The sequence below is a fragment of the Chryseobacterium sp. Chry.R1 genome, from assembly GCF_039645525.1.
Classification (GTDB): domain Bacteria; phylum Bacteroidota; class Bacteroidia; order Flavobacteriales; family Weeksellaceae; genus Chryseobacterium; species Chryseobacterium proteolyticum.
In genome coordinates this window covers 2,806,815-2,826,316 of record NZ_CP151793.1, presented here as the reverse complement: position 1 = coordinate 2,826,316, position 19,502 = coordinate 2,806,815, and the positions used below count along the sequence as shown (strand labels likewise).

Genomic DNA, 19,502 nt, shown 5'->3' with positions numbered 1-19,502 from the left:
TTTGTGATCCGCCAATAACGGTTAAATACAAGAGTTTCCTATGATTAATATCAACGATTTTATTGATGAGTTTTTTGATTTCACCGCCAACACCCATCTTTTTCCCTGGGAAGTTATCAACCATCTGGATGATCTTCTGGCAGAAAAATTCAATCAACTGACTGATGAATATGAAATTTCGGGTAATATTGCTATTCACAAAACGGCTACAATAGAGCAAAATGTTATTTTCAAAGACAGGATCATCATCGGAGAAAACTCTTTTGTTGGAGCCAATGCATATCTCAGAGGTCCTGTTTTTGTAGGAAAAAATTCCAAAATCGGTCCCGGATGTGAAATCAAACAAAGCATCATATATAATGATACTGCCATTGCTCATTTTAATTATATAGGAAACAGCATTATCGGAAACCGGATTAATTTTGAAGCAGGTTCCATCTGTGCAAATCATTATAATGAAAGAAAAGATAAAGAGATTTCGGTTCTTTTTAATAATGAGATCATCAGAACCCAGACTTATAAGTTGGGCTCTCTCGTAGGTGATGATTCACGGATCGGAGCGAATGCCGTATTATCTCCTGGAACTATATTACCTAAAGAGAGTATTGTCAGAAGGCTGGAACTTATCGAACAGGTAAAGGCTGATCAGTAAAAATTAATTCTTTTCTTCTTAGTCTTTCTTTCACTACCCAAATCATTGCAAATAAAAGAAACTTTATAATCTGCAAAAGCGAAATTACATAACCCTATGTAAATGGTTTATTGAAATACCTATGACTTAACAGTAACCCATTCTGCTAGTGTGCACCCATTTTAGAAAAAAGGTTAATCACAATTACTCCTATTACGATCAAGGCAATACCAATAATAGCAGGCAAATCAGGAACTTGCTTAAATGCTACCATTCCAATGATGGTAATGCATATAATTCCAACACCTGACCAGATCGCATACGTAATTCCTATCGGGACATGACGAAGTGTAAGACTCAGAAAATAAAAAGCCGCCGAATACCCTGCAATAGTAACAATGGAGGGTATAAGCTTCGAAAACTCCTCGGATTTCTTTAAAAACGTTGTGGCAATAATTTCAAAAACAATGGCAAGGATAAGAAAGAGATAACTGCGTCCCATTAAAAAATCTTTTAGTCACAAAAATAGCAAAAGTGACAGTCTTAATTCAGTTCAATTTTTGTCCATTATTAAATCTTCGTAATGATCTATTTTCTATACAGTTTGAAAAATAAATTTTATTAATATTTAATTTTTAATTTATCACTTTAAAGTGGCTTATCTCTTTTTCGATTTTCCGATAATATGCACTGCATTCCTTTTATCAATCTTTAAATACAGAACGGAAATCTTTTATCAAATTAATAATTTTTACGAATAACATAATAATAATACACATATTTTTTCAAAAATATATTAAATTAATGTAAACAAATAATCACAAAAACAACACCAAGCTAACACCTAAATACCTGATAAACATCACAATTATTCTATTTGGCATGTCATTTGAAAGCTGTAATATTGCAATTAGAAAATTAGCAAAGAAAGTATAATTAAAATTTTAAAAAAACAAAAATGGTAACCTACGCTTTTATCGCAACATGTATAGTAGTATTCGCTTCTTATTTTACAACAGTTAGAAGAGAAAGAAATTAATAAAAGAGTTATACTGCATTCAGTTTTACACTATTTATTAATTGTATTGTTTATGTTTGCCATCTGATTCTGTCAGATCGCCGCTCTTTTACTCAGTAAGAGTAAAAGAGCCCCAAACATAAACCCAATGATTCAAGAACTTACCTTTATAGAGAAATCAGTTTTCACTCAACTGAATCTAACAATTTCACATTTACACCCCGATTTAGAAAGCGAAGAATACCTAGGGTATAACTTCCGACTTAATCAATATCATATCAAATTCAGAAAGGCTAAGATAACTCCGATAAAAAGAGGCCAGTTTGTTACGCTGTGGAAAAGAAATCAACAGACCCAACAAACCGGACCTTTTACCATTTCCGATCCTTTTGATTTTTACATGATTTACACAGAACTCCAAGACAAGGCCGGTTTTTCCTTTTTTCCAAAACAAATTCTTGCAAGACAACATATAATAACATCCTCCGCCAAAGAAGGAAAACGCGGATTCAGAATATATCCGAACTGGGACATCCCGGTCAACAAACAGGCTGCAAAAACAAAAAGCTGGCAGGAAAAATTTTTCATTGACTTCTCAGAAACTGACCATATGGAAAGAATCCGGGAAATTTTATCTGTTTCACATCACGCTTAATACACTTTGAAATATTTATCTTTGCACTTCAGTATATTTTGGTAAAACCCATCTTTAAATTATTCAAAGGCATGAATCTGTACAACCTTATTATTCAAGACAAAGAAGAAGTTACCCTTAATGATGTATTTCTTGAAACCTCCAATAGGGAACAGTTTGTACAGCTGATTAAAGAACATACATACATCAAAGAACTCCAGGAATATGGACTTCCTGTTAATAATAAAATTTTACTGCAGGGAAGTTCAGGGTGCGGAAAGACAATGACAGCAAAAGCTATTGCTAATGCATTGGGTAAAAATATCATTGTGCTCAATCTCAGTAACATTGTATCCTCCAGGATAGGAGAAACTTCGCAGAACATAAAAATGATCTTTGATAAAGCAGGTCGCGAAAGATCGGTTCTTTTTCTGGATGAACTTGATCAGATCGGAAAAGCCAGAGGTAGTGATGATAAGGATGTAGGGGAAATGAGAAGACTTGTTAATACCCTACTCCAGCTTATTGATTATTACCCGGAAAATTCTTTATTGCTTTGTGCAACCAACCATCCGGAAATTATTGACACCGCATTATTGCGACGTTTCCAATTGAAAATCAATTACGAAATGCCTTCCAAAGAATTTTTAGATCAATTTTATGACAGCCTCTTAGCACGGTTTCCAGAGGATATTAAGGATATTAAGCGCCAATACAACATTTCCTTTGCCGAAGCTAAAGATTATGCATTTACTATTGTTAAAGGAAACCTTATTAAAAAGCTGGAAGCACAGAGAGAATCCGCCAAAATATAAAGACTCATCATATCAGTTTTTTATCGCCTCTATTTTTTTGATATCTGTAAAACCACTGTACAGCTATAGTTTTGAATTATATATTATTCAAAACATATAACTCTATAATAATTCACATACATTCGGCATATTTATTGATGATAATCCACTAATAACCAAACATATATACACATGATAAAAAAACTACCCTCTATTTGCTTATTAATAGCAGCATTATTCCTATTTTCCTGTGAAAAAGGTAATAATAGTTACCACGGTAATGAAAGCCAAAATGCAATTGAAATAACCTCAATTATTACATTTAGCATTATGGCGATAGCGCTTCTGATAGCGTATACATCAACAAGAAGGAAACATTAGAAAATGTAAACAAAAACCCACTCAAAAGATGAGTGGGTTTTATATTTATTGGTTAGAACTTTCTATTACATATAAGCTTCAATAGGCTCACAAGTACAAACCAGATTTCTATCTCCATAAGCTTCATCCACTCTTGAAACAGAAGCAAAGAACTTATGGTCTCTTACCCAGTCAAGAGGATAAGCTGCTTTCTCTCTGCTATATGGTTTATCCCATGAATCAGAGATAACAAGCTGTTCTGTGTGCGGAGCGTTTTTCAACACGTTATTTGCCGGATCAGCTTCCCCGTTGGCAATCTCATCAATTTCTTTTTTGATAGCAATTAAAGCTTCTGCAAAACGGTCAATTTCAGACTTACTTTCAGATTCAGTAGGCTCAATCATCAATGTTCCTGCAACAGGGAAAGATACGGTAGGAGCATGGAAACCATAATCCATTAATCTTTTAGCTACGTCAGCCACCTCAATTCCCAAAGTTTTAAACTGACGGAAATCTACGATACATTCGTGAGCTACTTTTCCATTTTTGTTTGAATATAAAATAGGGAAATGCTCTGCTAAAATCTCTTTCAGATAGTTGGCATTCAGAATAGCATGCTCAGTAGCTTTTTTCAATCCTGAAGCTCCAAGCATCTTAATGTATGCATAAGAAATATTAAGGATCAATCCTGAACCGTAAGGAGCTGCAGAGATTCCTTCAATAGCTTCTTTAGTTCCCACTTTAATGTTGGCATTGGTAGGCAGGAACGGCACCAAATGTTTTGCAACACAGATTGGTCCTACTCCAGGTCCTCCACCTCCATGTGGAATGGCAAAAGTTTTGTGAAGATTCAAGTGGCATACATCCGCTCCGATGTTTCCAGGACTTGTATATCCTACCTGAGCGTTCATATTGGCACCATCCATATATACTTGTCCGCCATGCTGGTGGATAAGATTGGTAATTTCAATAATGTTGGCATCAAAGAATCCGTATGTAGACGGATATGTAATCATTACACATGACAGGTTTTCAGAATGCTGTTCTGTTTTAGCTTTTAAATCGTCGAAATCAATCTCCCCGCTTTCAAGGTTTTTAACTACTACGATCTTCATTCCCGCCATTGCCGCAGAGGCCGGATTTGTTCCGTGTGCAGACTGAGGGATCAATACTACATTTCTATGACCTTCTCCTCTTGAAATATGATATTCTCTGATGACCATCAATCCTGCATATTCTCCCTGCGCACCAGAATTTGGCTGAAGCGAAGTTCCTGCAAAACCGGTAATTTTAGCCAGATCTTTTTCTAATTCACGGATCATTTCCTGATACCCTCCTGCCTGATCTACCGGTACAAACGGGTGGATACTTCCCCAGTTATCCCACGAAAGCGGAAGCATTTCAGTTGCAGCATTCAGTTTCATTGTACAAGAACCCAGTGAAATCATTGAATGCGTTAATGATAAATCTTTTCTTTCCAGACGTTTGATGTAACGCATCAACTCTGTTTCTGTATGATATTTATTGAATACTTCTTCCGTAAGAATCTCATCTTTTCTCAAATTCTCTTCAGGAATACTGTATCCTTCTTTTATTTCAAGTTTGAACGTCTGCTTATCTTTGAACTGCGCGAAAGAAGCCATCAGAACATTTAGTTTTTCCAATGTTGTACTTTCATTGATAGCAATGCTTACAACTCCTTCTGTGAAATAGTTCAGATTAAGCTTATGGTCAAGCATCATTCTTGACAATCTTCCTTTTTCATCTTCACTCATCTCAATTTTTACCGTATCAAAGATAGGCTCCTCAACAGTCTGATACCCTAAAGCTTTTAAACCTCCTTTCAGAGCATTGGCTTTAAAATGAATCTGGTCAGCGATATAATTCAATCCTTTAGGACCATGATATACGGCATACATTCCAGCCATTACTGCTAAAAGTACCTGAGCTGTACAGATATTGGAAGTTGCTCTTTCTCTCTTAATATGCTGTTCTCTGGTCTGTAAAGCCATTCTTAAGGCACGCTTTCCATACATATCCTGAGAAACTCCGATGATTCTTCCCGGAATATCTCTTTTATAATCTTCTTTACAAGAGAAGAATGCTGCGTGAGGTCCTCCGTAGCCTAATGGAATACCAAATCTCTGAGTAGTCCCTACGGCACAGTCAGCTCCCATTGAAGCCGGTGATTTCAACTTAACCAAAGCCATTGGATCACAAGCCACAGCAACCTGAAGGTCTAATTTCTTGTATTCTACAATGTCCTCTGTATAATCCAGAACAATCCCGTTTTTACCAGGATATTGCAACAGAACTCCATAATAGGATCCATCTAACTGGTGGGTTTTATGGTCACCTTCTACGATTTCTATACCAAGTCCTTCTGCCTTTGTCTTTAAAACGGAAACCGTTTGAGGCAAAACAAGATCAGAAACAAAAAACTTATTTGCATCGACTTTTTTCTGGTCCTTTGTTCTGTTATTAAAGAACATATGCATTGCTTCTGCAGCAGCAGTAGATTCATCCAGCAATGAAGCATTTGCCAAAGCAAAACCTGTAAGATCACAGACAACAGTCTGGAAATTCAAAAGAGCTTCCAATCTCCCCTGAGCGATTTCCGCCTGGTAAGGTGTGTAAGCTGTATACCAGCTTGGGTTTTCAAAAATATTTCTTTGAATAGCCGATGGTAAAAGCGTATTGTGATATCCAAAACCGATATAACTTGTATAATCAGTATTTTTTGAGGCCAATTCTTTTGAATGAATAAGCATCTGATATTCTGAAAGCGGTTCGGAAATATCAAGGTCTTTTTCTAAACGGATAGAAGAAGGGATGGTTTGAGAAATTAACTCTTCGATACTTGAAACGCCGACTCTTTCTAACATCGCCTGCTTATCGGCTTCATTAATAGAAATGTGACGGCTCACAAACTGTTCTGTATTCATTTTTTTTATTAGATTTTGTTTGTAAAAAAGATGGGTAAAATTACAATTTTTTAAGGGATTCTACAATAGTCAAAAATTACTGACAGATATTGATAATTACTATTATTCCATAAACGTGTGTTTAAAAAAACAAGGGCACGAATACAAAAAATACAAGAAAAATTTCACGCCATTTTTCTAATTTTTATTTCATAATTCTAATAAAATACGGAATACTTAATGGGTAAAACTCCTTTTCATAGAATATTTATACTTTTCATTTTTACAAGGACTAAAATTATCAATAAATACCCACAGAAAATAATTTTGTAGTTTCATCCGAAAATTTAGAAATACAATTCCGATAAGAAGGTAAACCCTACACCAATCAATATCATTCAGCTCCTATGAATACATAAACTACACAATTAAAAAATCAAAAACACAACACAATGACGAAAAAAAAACACAAAAGGCTGATGGTCTCATTTATCTTTATATCCCTATTCAACGTAAAAGGCCAGGTAAAAATAATAACCCGGCAGTCAGGAGGATCATCTCCTGAAAATTCGGGTGATACATGGTCTGCCTATGTAAAAGGCTTTATTCAAACCGATGCCATGTTCGATTTTCAGGAAATGGGATTTAAAGACGGATTCATAGCTCCTTCTATAGCAATACCCCAAAACAATTCGGTAAACAGTAACTTCAGCATTAAACAATCGCAAATAGGCTTTGGAATAAAACAGATGGATGAAAATGGAAATTCGGATCTGTCGGCTTACACAGAAATCGATTTCCTGGGTCCCAACGGAACTACTGCCCCAAGGTTTCGCCAAGGGTATATCAAATGGAAGAAATTATTGATCGGACAAACCTGGAGTAACTTCAGTGATTTTGATATTTTCCCCAATATTTTTGATTTTGTAGGGCCTAACGGAACCATGTTCATCAGAACGGTTCAGATCCGCTATTCAACACCTTTATCGAAAAAAGAAAGTCTTTCCCTTTCTCTGGAAGATCCTGATGCGGCGAGCATATTTCTTCCTAATAACGCTCCGAACTGGAAGAAGAAATCTATCCTTCCCATCTTCACAGCTGTATACAGATATGGCAATACAAGAGACTACTGTAAGCTGGGAACAATGGTTTCCCCCATAAGCTATGAAATAAAAAATGATGAACAAAAGCACACGGATGCCAATACAATTCTCGGATATAGCGGAATGGTTTCTGCCCGGCTTTATAGTGGAACATTAAATAATTTCAGATTCCAGTCTTCATACGGAAAAGGATATTCCAGCTATAATGTAGTTTTAAACGGTGAAAAATATGATGCGATCCCTGATATGGCCAACAACAGGCTGGTAGCTTTGAATTTATTCAATATTGTAGGCATCTATGAACATTGGTGGAATCCAAAACTGAGCTCGGTCATTTATTACAGCTTCTCTCAATTGGGAAGGAAGGATTTTGTTCCGGATACGATGATCCATAATTTTCAGAATTCAGGAATTAACCTGGCCTTTCAACCTCGTAAGAAACTAAGAATGGGTATCGAAGGAACTTACGGAATGCTGAAAAACTTTGGCCGGCAAAAAGCAAATATATTCCGGATCCAGCTTTCATCTTCTCTTTCTTTTTAAAAAACACTGTTAAAAAGGGGTAATCATAAAGATTTCAACAAACTGATTTTCAGTGATAAAATTATTTATGAAAATTTATTAATTATATTTATTCTAAATTAATATATTTGCAACATGAATATGATTACCCCTTTTAAAGTACCGCCCTTAAGCCCTGTATATTCTTTTAATAATGAAGATATGTATTGCGAAAAAAAATCCTGTTGCAAGAAATTCAAAAAAGGAAAAAGATGTAAAAAGTGTCCGGGAAGGAAAAAAATGGCTTAATCTAACTAAAACTTTTTATCAGAAAATAAACGGCTAAAACCAAAAGTATAACCGCCGCAATAATCTGAATAACTTTCGGCTGTCCCTTAGGATTCACGGCTGTCCGTGGCTGACTCTTAAACAGATCTTCGGCGCCACTTCTAAATTTCTCCGTGTTACTTTCAAACACTTCCGTAATCGTAATTCCCTGCACCACCGTTTTGTGTAATAATGAATTGGTTGCGTGCAGCAAAAGCTGGAATTTACCATCTTTAAATTCCGTAATCTTAAACGTCCTTTCACCATAAGCCTTTTCCAGTCCAAACGGAAGAACCTTTACCACATCAGCATTACTTGTCTGCCAGTTGATAATGATCTCTTCTCCTTTTTTAGCATGAATTTTATTAGAGGTAAACGTTTTAATCGCCGGTGGAACATTATACCTGAAACTCTTCTGATGACTCTCCAAATTCTGATCATAGGCCCGTCTTCTTGAAGAATCGCTGAGCGTTTCGTAGGCTTCCTGAATTTCACGGAACCGGTCTGCAAAAAAATCATCATTTTCATTCTTATCCGGATGATATTTTAATGATAATTTTCTATAAGCCTTTTTGATGTCTTCTTCTGAAGCATCCTGAGAAATACCGAGAAAATAGTAGTAATCTTTCATGTAGAACCCTACAAAAGTAAGAATTTATTTTTCTAAATACCCTTAATCATATACGATTTTTGTCATTGTAAACTAAGGGATTATTTCTCTATCCTCACTTTCAAGATACTCTGGACACGTCTCAAAGCTCAGGTTGGTTTAAAGATGATGGAAAATAAAAGACTTTTGTATCGTCCAATCTGCAGAGACGAAATCTCCTGCTTTGTCAATCCGTATATTCAAAATTTCATTAAAAAATTACGGCGCGGGAAGCTTTGCTTCCCGCGCCGTAATTAAACAATTTCAATTGAGTAATGATGATTAAGCTTTCGCTGCTTCATGTCTTCTGTGGCATCTGGATTTAAATTCTTTTTTGAATTTTCCTTTTAATTCCTCATACTGCTCATTATTCATTTCTCTGATTTTATCTGCAAGCCCGAAAGGTGATCTTTCTTTGATTCCGTATTCATCAAAAATACCTCTGATAAATCTTTTTCTTTCTGCCATTTTTTTGACTGCTAATGCTACGCCTACTACAGCTAATGCTCCAAGAGCACCTTTTAATACTGAATTTTTCATTTTTTCAAAATTTTAAATTTTACTACTTCTTGTTTTTTATAGAGACGAATGAATTTTAATTTTACTTTACTACTTCTTTAAAAATTTCAAACTATTCGTTATTTCTGTTATGTCTGTTAAAGAATCCGTTTTCGCATTTGCTTCTCCAGACTTCTTTAAATTTTTCACGTTCTTCGGGAGACAAATGTTGCATTCTTTCTCTCATCTTTCTTTCTTTAAAGTCCCGCATTCCTTTTCCGAAATGGAAACCTCCGAAAAGAATTTTACTTAATATCAGTATCCCCATCGCCTGCCAGTAGCTAATTGATTTTACTCCTAAAATTTCAGGCAAAAGGCAGTTCCAAAGCGACATTACAATCCATGTAACGGCTAAGAGAATTAATGGTGGACATAGAATTAAAAAAATCCAGCCTTTTTTGTGTTTATGATTCATAATATCTTCTTTCTAACTATTTAAATCTTCGTATAATTTTCTTAATCTGTTTCTTAAATGCTTTACTGCATAGTTCTTTCTGCTGATGATGGTTTTTATATTTTCCCCTTGTTCATCCGCGATTTGCTGGAGGGTCTTGTCATTCAGCTCGTTTTCCGTATATACCAATCTTTGTTTCTCCGGAAGCTCTTCTAAAGCTTCGAATAATTTCTTCCAGATTTCATCCTGAAACATTTTCACTTCCGGACCGGCACTTTCATCCATCAATAGAATATCCTTGATGGAGAAGTCGCCATCTTCATCTTCGTATACAAAATCTTCAAGATTCTCGGTTTTCTTTTTACGGTAACGGTCGGTAATTTTATTGGCAGTCACCCTGTACAGCCATCCACCAACGTTTACAATCTCAGACAGATTGGTAATACTGCTGAACTGATACCAGACTTCCTGCAGAATATCTTCTGCATCTTCTGTATTTTTCACTTTCGGACGAATGAAAGACATCAGTTTTCCTCCGTAGCTCGAAACGGTTTGTGAGATGATACTTTCTTTCTCTTTCTGTGGCATTGTTATTTTTTCGACAACCTCCATACTCACATGACGATCATCTGTTTTGTTTTACTTTAATAAATTTAAAATATTTTTTATCAAATATTCACTTTTCTTTTGCTAATCATATTTTGACTCATAGATCTTAATAAACATGGTTCATTTTACACTTCTATACTTTTTATCCTGAGCAAAAGAAAAGGACGGAGCTAAAATATACTCCGTCCTCTTATAAAAGTTTATCTATGTTGTAATTATTTATTAAAATTCTCGGCAAAAAATCCCAGCATATACTTGTATAGTTCCAATCTGTTGGGTTCTTTTCCAAAGCCATGTCCTTCATCATATTTTACCAGGTAAGGAATTTCATATCCTTTTGCACGAAGTGCTTTCACGATCTGATCAGATTCATTGATATTTACTCTTGGATCATTCGCTCCCTGAACTACAAAAAGAGGCTTTTTAATTTTATCAATCTGAAAAACGGGAGATACTTCTTTTGCAATTTTTGCTTCCTCCGGATTGTCCAGATCATACCATATCTGTTTTACCATTTCTTTATAAGGCTTCCAGTACTCCGGAAATGAGTCAAAGAATGTAAAGATGTTTGAAACCCCAACATAATCCACTCCGCAGGTATACAGGTCGGGTGTTTTTATCAATCCCATCAAAGTAGCGTATCCTCCGTGGCTTCCTCCATAGATGGCTATTTTATCTTTATCTGCCCATCCCTGCTCTATGACATATTTTACTCCATCTTCTACATCATCCATTGCTTTTCTGCCGATTTGCTTATAGCCGGCTTTCTGAAATCCTTTTCCATAACCACCCGAAATTCTGAAATTAACCTGTAAAGTTGCATACCCGCGGCTCGCGAAAAGCTGTGTTTCAGGATTGAAGCCCCATTCATCACGGATTCCCTGCGGACCTCCATGAGGATTCACAATTAAAGGAACCTTTTTTCCTTCTATGGCAGCTTTCGGTAGTGTTATATATCCGTGAATCGTCAGTCCATCTCTGCTTTTAAACTGTATAGGACGCATTTCAGCCATATCTTCCTGCTTCAGCTGAGGCATAAGATCATAAAGAAGGGTTGTCTTTTTCGTTTTTGGATCATACTCATAATAGGTCCCGTACAATTTATCACTGCTCACAATAACCAAAAGTTTGTTATCATTATCATCTGAGGAAACAACATAAAACTGTTTATCTCCAAATTCTGATGTCAATTGAGCATGAACATCTTTATAAAATGCACTCACGGGAATCGTTTCATTTTTATCTCCGGTATAGCTGATGTAATCCAGCTCATAACTCCTGTTCTTACCTGCAATGCTTATTGAGCTTACATCAAAAACAGGGTTAGAATAAACTTCTTTTATTACGGAATTTTTTTTCAGGTCATACAATACGATTTTTGCCTTATCACTATCCAGGTTAGAAACAACATAAGCATCATCTTTATTTTCTGAATGGTCATTAAATCCAATAATAGTAAAAGTATCGGACCAGTCGGTTTTCTTGATCAGATTAAACTTGCCGGTCTGTGTGTCCTTATAATAAGTATGGGTAGTCAAACCGTTAACCAGGATTGTATAGCCTCTTAAATTACCTTCTTTATCAAAGATATAATCATCTATAGGGTTCTTAGGATCTTTATTTTCATACAGCTGAACCATATCTCCTGTCACGAAATTAATCTTATAAGGTTCAAAGATCTGTTTGTTGTTTTTATTCATGGTAACTACCACGAAATCCGTATCTTTTATTAATTTAACCATACCTAGTGTTACTCCTTCAAAAGGGGTAAGGTCTTTCAGATTACCTCCATCAAGATCTGCAGCATACAAATGAATATTTTCATTTCCTCCTTTATCCTGGGTAAAGAACAGTCGGTTTTTATTCAGCCATCCATAGCTCTTGATCAGATCTTCCTTCTCCTCAATAGCTTTCGTAACTTTTCCAGTTTTTAAGTTCTTTACATAAACATGATTCTTGCTATCCTTGTCTTTCTCTTTATAGGATAGGAAATTACCATCGGGAGAAATTTTAAATTGTGACGCTTTTGGCCTTGCAAAATAATCCTCTACTTTGTACTTAAATGTTCCTTTATCATAGGAGATAAGCTTATCAAGGTTCGCTTTGGCAGTTGGCAGGGTGGCATCACCCGGTAATTTGGCAGTTGTGTTTTGTGCATTGATCATAATTGTAGACATCGCAACCTGAACGGTTATTATAATTTTGGTTTTTAGTTTCATGGCTTGGATTGATTTGAATTAAAAACATTAGCAAAAAAAGATGCTCTATAAATTAGACGTTTAATCTAACGCAAATGTTACATTTTTTCTCTCTTTTATGTGAAAAAAAATAACGAAGACTAACTTATCTCCGTTATTTTATATAATTACACTATATTTTTAATTTAAATAAATTCCAAAATACCATGTCCAGGCAATCAGTATGATCTGCATGGGAAGCCTTTCTTTGTATAAATAAGACACTCCCGGCCCCGTATAATCGCCTTTGAAAAGATTAACTTTTTTTCTTGAGGAATTTATATTGGCGATAAAAACCAATACATAAAATATAATCAGCAAAATTGCCGTAGTTTCACGTAACGATGGTATCATCAAACCGATGCCGGCAGCAATTTCAATAATTCCCGTAGCGTATACCCAAAACATTTTAGCAGGTATAAAATCAGGAATCATCATTGCCATTCCCTTTTGGAATTTGAAATGAGCAAAGCCGGTAAACAGGATAAAAACAGCCATTCCCAGGTTACCGGAAAAAAGAAAGTTCCATTGTCCCTGAAGTAGCTTTGTCCCGACCAAAGCTATAATAAACGTAACGAAAAGAATAGATAATAGTTTCATTTTTTAAGGTACTACAGATTCAAAATTTATTTCTGTATAGTTACATAAAAATAAAACAAAAATCCTCTATATTCATCCTACCTGTACGGGGAAACTATTTAATTCATAATTAATTTTTCTCTGCAAGATTTTTTACAACTTCCAGTCCTTTTGTAAAACCCATATTTAAATGGTCTTTCCAGCTTTTCTCAACCTGGACTTCAGCATGGAGTTTGGTTTTTCCATCAAAATCAATAAGGATGTATTTTTCAAAAGAGCCACTCCATTCTTTTACTTCCTTACTCTCTGTATCTTCCACTCCACCTTTCACCATGCCCAGATGTTTAAATATAACCTCATGCGGCTCATTGAGACTATCAATAGTAGATACCATTCCCTCATTATTAGGATCCAGGAAATACGTTTTTCCACCGACTTTCCAGTCAGATTTCATGTGAGATCCCGGACTGAAAAACTGAGTCCATTCAGTGTAGGTTTCTTTTCCCCATAAAATATCCCAGACCTTTTGTAAGGGAGCATTAATAACGATTTCGTATGATAAAGTTTCCATATTATATTTTTAGGTGATTTTAGTAGATCATAAAATTACAGCTGATTCTGAGAAAGATTTTTTATAATCTCCAATGCTTTAGGAAATTTCTCTTCAAAAAACCCTTTAAATTCTTCAGGAGTCTGAATTTCACATTTTAAAGATGTTCCTTCATCGATCTCTTTCAGGAAATAGGACTCTGTTGCCTCCCCCCATTCCTGAGGAGCTTCAACTCCGGCAACAATTTCTCCAAGGTGAAGAAACCGTATTTCTTTATTAGGTATATTTTTTTCCACCTTACTAAACATTCCATTATTATTGGGATCGAGGAACTTTACAATGCTTCCTTCTTCAAGATTTCCCTGATAAAATGATCCCTCAGCAAAAACTGCTGTCCATTGTCTGTAGGTTATTTCACCCCAAAGTACACTCCATATTTTTTCAGGAGTTGCATTGATTTGTATTTCGTACGATAATTTTTCCATGTTATATATAATATTTAAGTGATTGTTCTAAAATTGGCAGCATTCATTAACCTCCTACAAAATCCCCTCCGTTGATATGAATGATTTCTCCGGTAATAAAACTTGAATCTTCAGAAGCCAGAAAAACATAAGCCGGTGCAACTTCAGAAGGCTGTCCAGCCCTTTTCAGGGGATTATCTTTACCGAATGTAGAAAGGTCATCAAATGTTTCTTTTACCAGCGGTGTCCAGATGGGCCCCGGAGCGACTCCATTAACCAAAATTTTCCGGTCAGCAAGATTGGTTGCCAATGACCGTATAAATGTTGCAATAGCTCCTTTTGTTGCAGAATAATCAATCAGGTGATCACTTCCACGGTAAGCAGTGACGGACGTGGTACAAATAATTCTTGCTCCGCTTTCCATGACTGATAGAAAATCCCTCGTCAAAGCAATCATTGAAATAATATTTACATTAAAGGTCTCAAGGATCTGCTGGTCGGATATTTTCTCAATATCATCTTTAGGAAATTGTATTCCGGCATTATTGACGAGAATATCAAGGGTCTTCCACTCCTTTTTTACCTTTTCAAGACATTTAGTTCTGAAAGTTTTTTTGGAAACATCCCCCTTGAGTAAAATACATGACCGTCCCTCTTTTTCTACCAGCTTTAAAGTTTCGCGGGCATCTTTATCACTTTCTTTGTAAATAATGATAATATCCGCTCCTTCTCTTGCAAAATGCACCGCTACCGCTTGTCCTATTCCGCTATCTCCACCCGAAATCACGGCTTTCTTATTCAGAAGTTTTTTACTTCCCAAATAGTTTTCACGAATGATCTCGGGAAACATGCCCTCTTTGGGTACTTTAGATTTGGATTGTGATTTGTTCTGTGTTTTCATACGCCGATCTTTTATAAACAGCATCAAACAACAAGCCGAAAACACTTTATGATTTATAAGCCACTTCTAAATCTTCTATAATAATTTTCTGCATTCGCATCATGGCCTGCACTACTTTTTGAGCTTTACCCTGATCGGAATCATTCATTAATTCGATCAGTCTTTTGGGTACAATTTGCCAGCTGACACCGTATTTATCTTTTAACCATCCACACATACTTTCTCTTCCACCTCCTGAAATCAAGGTGTTCCATAAATGATCTGTCTCCTGTTGGTCGTCGGTCATAATCACCATAGAAACCCCTTCATTGAAATCAAATTTGTGATCATAAGAAGAGTCCATACAGTACAAGCTGTATCCGTCTATTTTAAAACTGGCATGTTGTACGTTTTCGGGATTTTCATTGGATTCGCCCCCATCTTTATATTTCATGACATTTACAATGTTTGAATTGGGAAAAGTATGGGTATAAAATTCCATTGCTTCCATTGCTTTACCATTATTATCATGCATGAACATTAATGTCGGCACCACCTTCTGATCACCATCCTTTTCGCCGAAAAGCAATTGCCAGTTCACCCCATAACGGTCACTCAACCATCCGAATTTTTTGCTCCATGGATAAGAATCCAGTGCCATTAAAGCAGAACCACCGTCAATAAGATGATCCCAATATCTTTGTACTTCATCTTCTGTTTCGCAGATTACCATGAAAGAGATGGAAGGATTTTTTTCAAATTGAGGGCCACCATTAAGCAGCATTAACTTTTGCCCGAATAATTCTACATTCATTACAACTGGTGTATCTGCTGTAATTCGTCCATTAAATACTTTGCTGTAAAATTCTGCAGCCTCTTTAGCCTCTCCGTCGCACCAAAGGCACGGAAAAATATCGTTATTCATAATTAATTTTTTTAGGGTGATTGATATTGTTTTATTTTGTAATAACGGATATGCTGTTGTCTTATCGAACTAAAACAAATCCTTATTTCGATATCATTTTTTAACGGCCAACTGTATATCGATGACGTTATAATCTAATGAAAATATACTTTTATAAAAAAGTTCATTATTATTCGGATTGAAAATATGAACCGTAAGACCAGCTATTATTCTTTAAACTCTTTAAAGTAAATCTGATGCTCGTGCATATAAATCTTAAGCTTTTTTAAAGTGTTCTTTCCAAACCCATGAAGCTGCAGGATTTCCTCCTCAGAATAATCTGATAATTTTTCCAGGGAATCAATTTTCTCTTTTTCTAAGGCACGTCTTGCAGGCATGGAAAGAACGCCTTGCAGAAAAGTTCCGGGAACAACATGATTAACAGCACAAATGGAACTTAAACATTTTGCCATTATGACTAAATTGATCATGATTGTTAAGAAATTTAATGATTTTCAACATATTTATGGAAATTATCGAGGATCGCATACCAGCCATCCCTTTGCATTTCCACAGAATTTTGTTTTTCAGGATCAAAAATTTCGGTAACCTTTGTTGTATTGGCATCAATACTGTCAAAGATCACTTCCACATTTCTGCCATCTTCCAAATGATACTTGATCCTCTGATTCGGTATAACCACATCATAAGTACCTTCAAAATCGAATCCGAAACTTTTATCTTTGGCTTCCATTCTGTTTTTGAACTTGCCTCCTACTCTCAGATCATTTTCAGAACTTGGGCATTGCCAGCTTTCATGAGCAAAGTTCCATTTTGTAATATGGTTGGGAGTATTAAAATAATCCCAAACTTTTTCAACTGGAGCTAAAATGGTAATGTCTATTTTAATGGGTTCCATAGTTATATTTTTGTGATTGTTGTAAAAACAGGGCAACCAACTTACAGCTGCCCTAAGATAATGAAGTTAAATATAGGATTATTTTGCCGATTCATCATTATAGTTCACCATCCAATGAACACCATATTTATCCTGGAAGCTTCCAAAATAATCTCCCCAAAACTGGTCTTCTATAGGCATTTCTATATTTCCGCCTTCAGACAAACCTTTAAAAAGACGGTCTGCCTCTTCCCTTGATTCAGGAAATATGGAAACATAATTGTTGTTTCCTACGGTAAGTGTTTGTCCGAATCCGGGAACAATATCTGATGCCATTAAAAGGTCGTCACCGATAGGTAACGCAATATGCATTACTCTGTTTTTTTCTTCATCAGAAAGGTTTTCCGTTCCCGGAGCGTTGCCCATCTTATGAACTTCTCCTCTGAACTCTCCCCCGAAAACTGATTTATAAAAATTGAAAGCTTCTTCTGCTGTACCGTTAAAATTAAGGTACGGATTTAATTTTGCCATGATGTTTGGTTTTTAAAGTTATAATTATGTTTATATTGTAAAAGAGATCATTACTAACAGATGAAGCAACCGTTTTGTCAGAATGATTTACTTCAATTGATGTTAAAGTTTAATGATTTAAAAATTTGACTACTTCGTTCACAGTCAAATCGATGAGCTTGCTATCGGTTTTACCCTCAAAATCAGTCATCATATAAGAACCGTGAGTAGAAGGAAGGATCATAAGCTGAGAATAAGGAACCAACCTCCACATTTCGACAACATGTTCAGGTCTTATTACATCGCGGTCTCCCGAGATAAAAAGAGTCGGCGATTCAATAGATTTCAAAACTTTCTCATCCCAGTCTTCAAAAGACTGCATTCTCTTGCTATCCTTCTGAAACATATTTTCCAACTTTGAGAAGTCAGGATTTAATTCCAGAAAATTGATCTTTAAAGGTTCCGGCATTGAGTCTAAAGTGACTTCGGACATGGAATCGAAAAAGCCCTCTATCATTCCGCTTCTTTTAAAAAACGCAGAAGCTACAATGAGTTTATCCACCAAACCGGGATGATGATGAGCGATTTGCATTACTGTACTTCCTCCGTTACTAAAACCCCAGAATGAAGCTTTTCCTATTTCCAGTTCTTTTAGCAGTTGAGCTACATCATGAGCGTCCTGCTCAAATGTTTCAGGAATATCCCGGTGTTCACTCATCCCGTGATTTTGGAGATCAATTCCTATTAACTGAAACTGAGATTCAAGCCTGGAAATAATTTCCTTGTAGTCAAATAAAATTGAAGAACCCCCGCCATGGATTAAAACCAAAGGTTTTCCTTCTCCATATACTTCATAATACATCTGAATTCCATTGACTTTTTTATAGCCTTTCTCTTTAAGATCCATGGGTTAGTATTTTAAATTTTCATCGGTAGTATAACTCATTCCCGGGTATCCTAAAATCTTCCTCATCAATCCCATTTGTCCGCACAGATAATCTTCCCGGCCTATACACATTCCCGTAAAATTGAGTTTTGTTTCTGAGTAAAAAGAAATATTCATCCCTATTTCAAAAATCTCATCCAATTGTTCATCTGTTGCCTCTAATAGTTTTTGATAAACCTTTGGTGAAATATGGTGAAAGCTTTCTTTTAATTGAGCAATGCTAGGATAGCTGAAATTTTCATCCAATGCTTTTCCCTGAAAGAAAAGGTCTGTGTATGGATCTTCTTCCTGAAGACCTAAAACTGATCCCAGTCCATAGCGCATATTAAGAAAATTACCTGCCATCCAGACAATGTGATTCGTTTTACCGTCAATTCTTTTCATTGCATCTTCCTCTGAAATGCCCTCTAAAACATTTAAAAAGCTTTGTGAGTGCATCCTGTAGGCAGGAATCACAATTTCTAATTTTTTTGATTTTGGTGTATCCATAACGATATGGTTTTAATTTTTAATCTTTAAAGGTCTGCTGTAAAACATGTTTTTAAAGCATATTATTACTTGATAGCTCCCGGCTTTCCGAGAATTCTCCGAAGATAACCGAACTGGCCACTGTGATAAATCTCATGAAGACATAATGTAGCTATATCGTTAACCTGATCGGGGTTGATTCTTTCTAGGTGGCTGATTTTTTGTATCAGCCGGTCCTGGGTTTCATCCAGATAGGATTTTAATGTTTCAAAATCCGCAAATTCATCTTTTCTTTGTAAAGGAATCTCTCCCCTGTTATAGCAAGAATATTTCTCTTCATCCCATACTGATTCTCCTCCCAGAACATTAATAAATGCATTTCGTATATAGATTAAATGTCCTAAAATCCAGTTCATACAGTTGGCATCACCATTGGGAAAAACCATCGCTTCTTCGTTGCTGATGCCATCGATATTCATCAGAATCACTTTATAGTTACTAAGAACCTGTAGATTGATGATTTCAATGTCGTTTGATTTCGATTCCATAATAGGTATTTTTGGG

At 35.8% G+C, this 19,502-nt stretch carries 22 protein-coding genes; 4 read left to right on the top strand and 18 right to left on the bottom strand.

What is annotated here, in order from left to right; all coding sequences use genetic code 11:
- The first annotated feature begins 40 nt into the window (after nt 1-40).
- On the top strand, nt 41-652 hold the full coding sequence (locus AAEU33_RS12775; protein WP_345987902.1) for a DapH/DapD/GlmU-related protein: 612 nt from the start codon (nt 41-43) through the stop codon (nt 650-652).
- Nucleotides 653-797: 145 nt separating this feature from the next.
- On the opposite strand, the gene AAEU33_RS12770 is transcribed toward AAEU33_RS12775, so the two are convergent.
- A complete protein-coding gene (locus tag AAEU33_RS12770; protein WP_172278794.1) occupies nt 798-1,133 on the bottom strand; it encodes an SMR family transporter in 336 nt (111 codons plus the stop codon).
- A gap of 664 nt (nt 1,134-1,797) precedes the next feature.
- Between AAEU33_RS12770 and AAEU33_RS12765 the strand changes: the two genes are divergently transcribed.
- Nucleotides 1,798-2,304 carry a MepB family protein gene (locus tag AAEU33_RS12765; protein ID WP_345987901.1) on the top strand — a complete coding sequence of 169 codons (507 nt, stop codon included), beginning with the start codon at nt 1,798-1,800 and terminating at the stop codon, nt 2,302-2,304.
- Between the two features lie 71 nt (nt 2,305-2,375).
- The gene (locus tag AAEU33_RS12760) at nt 2,376-3,098 is read left to right on the top strand and encodes an ATP-binding protein (protein WP_172278798.1); all 723 of its coding nucleotides are present in this window, start codon (nt 2,376-2,378) and stop codon (nt 3,096-3,098) included.
- Between the two features lie 425 nt (nt 3,099-3,523).
- Here the strand turns inward: AAEU33_RS12760 and gcvP are convergent, their stop codons facing one another.
- Nucleotides 3,524-6,382 (bottom strand): aminomethyl-transferring glycine dehydrogenase, encoded by a 2,859-nt coding sequence (gene gcvP, locus AAEU33_RS12755; protein ID WP_345987899.1) that lies wholly within the window; start codon nt 6,380-6,382, stop codon nt 3,524-3,526.
- Nucleotides 6,383-6,813: 431 nt separating this feature from the next.
- Here gcvP and AAEU33_RS12750 point away from each other — a divergent pair, with 431 nt between their 5' ends.
- Nucleotides 6,814-8,007, top strand: a complete 1,194-nt coding sequence (locus tag AAEU33_RS12750) for a DcaP family trimeric outer membrane transporter (RefSeq protein WP_345987897.1) — start codon at nt 6,814-6,816, stop codon at nt 8,005-8,007.
- Between the two features lie 268 nt (nt 8,008-8,275).
- Here AAEU33_RS12750 and AAEU33_RS12745 read toward each other — a convergent pair whose 3' ends face one another.
- The 16 genes from AAEU33_RS12745 to AAEU33_RS12670 form a co-directional block, all read right to left on the bottom strand.
- Complete coding sequence (locus AAEU33_RS12745; protein WP_172278804.1) at nt 8,276-8,923, bottom strand: DnaJ domain-containing protein; 648 nt, start codon at nt 8,921-8,923, stop codon at nt 8,276-8,278.
- Nucleotides 8,924-9,223: 300 nt separating this feature from the next.
- Nucleotides 9,224-9,481 (bottom strand): hypothetical protein, encoded by a 258-nt coding sequence (locus tag AAEU33_RS12740; protein ID WP_172278806.1) that lies wholly within the window; start codon nt 9,479-9,481, stop codon nt 9,224-9,226.
- Nucleotides 9,482-9,572: 91 nt separating this feature from the next.
- Entirely contained in the window at nt 9,573-9,914 is a 342-nt protein-coding gene (locus AAEU33_RS12735) for a hypothetical protein (RefSeq protein ID WP_172278808.1), read from the bottom strand.
- 12 nt (nt 9,915-9,926) lie between these two features.
- Nucleotides 9,927-10,481 carry a sigma-70 family RNA polymerase sigma factor gene (locus tag AAEU33_RS12730; RefSeq protein ID WP_228456954.1) on the bottom strand — a complete coding sequence of 185 codons (555 nt, stop codon included), beginning with the start codon at nt 10,479-10,481 and terminating at the stop codon, nt 9,927-9,929.
- A gap of 236 nt (nt 10,482-10,717) precedes the next feature.
- Entirely contained in the window at nt 10,718-12,721 is a 2,004-nt protein-coding gene (locus tag AAEU33_RS12725; RefSeq protein ID WP_345987895.1) for a S9 family peptidase, read from the bottom strand.
- A 159-nt stretch (nt 12,722-12,880) separates the two neighbouring features.
- Complete coding sequence (locus AAEU33_RS12720) at nt 12,881-13,339, bottom strand: hypothetical protein (RefSeq protein ID WP_345987893.1); 459 nt, start codon at nt 13,337-13,339, stop codon at nt 12,881-12,883.
- Nucleotides 13,340-13,448: 109 nt separating this feature from the next.
- Nucleotides 13,449-13,889, bottom strand: coding sequence for an SRPBCC domain-containing protein (locus AAEU33_RS12715; RefSeq protein ID WP_273648309.1), 441 nt, complete (start codon nt 13,887-13,889; stop codon nt 13,449-13,451).
- A gap of 35 nt (nt 13,890-13,924) precedes the next feature.
- Complete coding sequence (locus tag AAEU33_RS12710) at nt 13,925-14,353, bottom strand: SRPBCC domain-containing protein (protein WP_345987891.1); 429 nt, start codon at nt 14,351-14,353, stop codon at nt 13,925-13,927.
- Nucleotides 14,354-14,399: 46 nt separating this feature from the next.
- Nucleotides 14,400-15,233 carry an SDR family oxidoreductase gene (locus AAEU33_RS12705; protein ID WP_345987890.1) on the bottom strand — a complete coding sequence of 278 codons (834 nt, stop codon included), beginning with the start codon at nt 15,231-15,233 and terminating at the stop codon, nt 14,400-14,402.
- Between the two features lie 46 nt (nt 15,234-15,279).
- Nucleotides 15,280-16,137, bottom strand: a complete 858-nt coding sequence (locus AAEU33_RS12700) for a VOC family protein (RefSeq protein ID WP_345987888.1) — start codon at nt 16,135-16,137, stop codon at nt 15,280-15,282.
- Nucleotides 16,138-16,343: 206 nt separating this feature from the next.
- Nucleotides 16,344-16,589, bottom strand: a complete 246-nt coding sequence (locus AAEU33_RS12695) for a DNA-directed RNA polymerase subunit alpha C-terminal domain-containing protein (RefSeq protein WP_273648312.1) — start codon at nt 16,587-16,589, stop codon at nt 16,344-16,346.
- A gap of 32 nt (nt 16,590-16,621) precedes the next feature.
- Nucleotides 16,622-17,035 carry an SRPBCC family protein gene (locus tag AAEU33_RS12690; RefSeq protein WP_172278824.1) on the bottom strand — a complete coding sequence of 138 codons (414 nt, stop codon included), beginning with the start codon at nt 17,033-17,035 and terminating at the stop codon, nt 16,622-16,624.
- Between the two features lie 78 nt (nt 17,036-17,113).
- Complete coding sequence (locus AAEU33_RS12685) at nt 17,114-17,545, bottom strand: VOC family protein (RefSeq protein WP_172278827.1); 432 nt, start codon at nt 17,543-17,545, stop codon at nt 17,114-17,116.
- Between the two features lie 109 nt (nt 17,546-17,654).
- Nucleotides 17,655-18,431, bottom strand: a complete 777-nt coding sequence (locus AAEU33_RS12680; protein ID WP_345987886.1) for an alpha/beta hydrolase — start codon at nt 18,429-18,431, stop codon at nt 17,655-17,657.
- 3 nt (nt 18,432-18,434) lie between these two features.
- Complete coding sequence (locus AAEU33_RS12675) at nt 18,435-18,959, bottom strand: DinB family protein (protein ID WP_172278832.1); 525 nt, start codon at nt 18,957-18,959, stop codon at nt 18,435-18,437.
- Between the two features lie 65 nt (nt 18,960-19,024).
- Nucleotides 19,025-19,486: a hypothetical protein gene (locus AAEU33_RS12670; protein WP_273648316.1), complete on the bottom strand. Its 462-nt coding sequence runs from the start codon at nt 19,484-19,486 to the stop codon at nt 19,025-19,027.
- Nucleotides 19,487-19,502 lie beyond the last annotated feature (16 nt).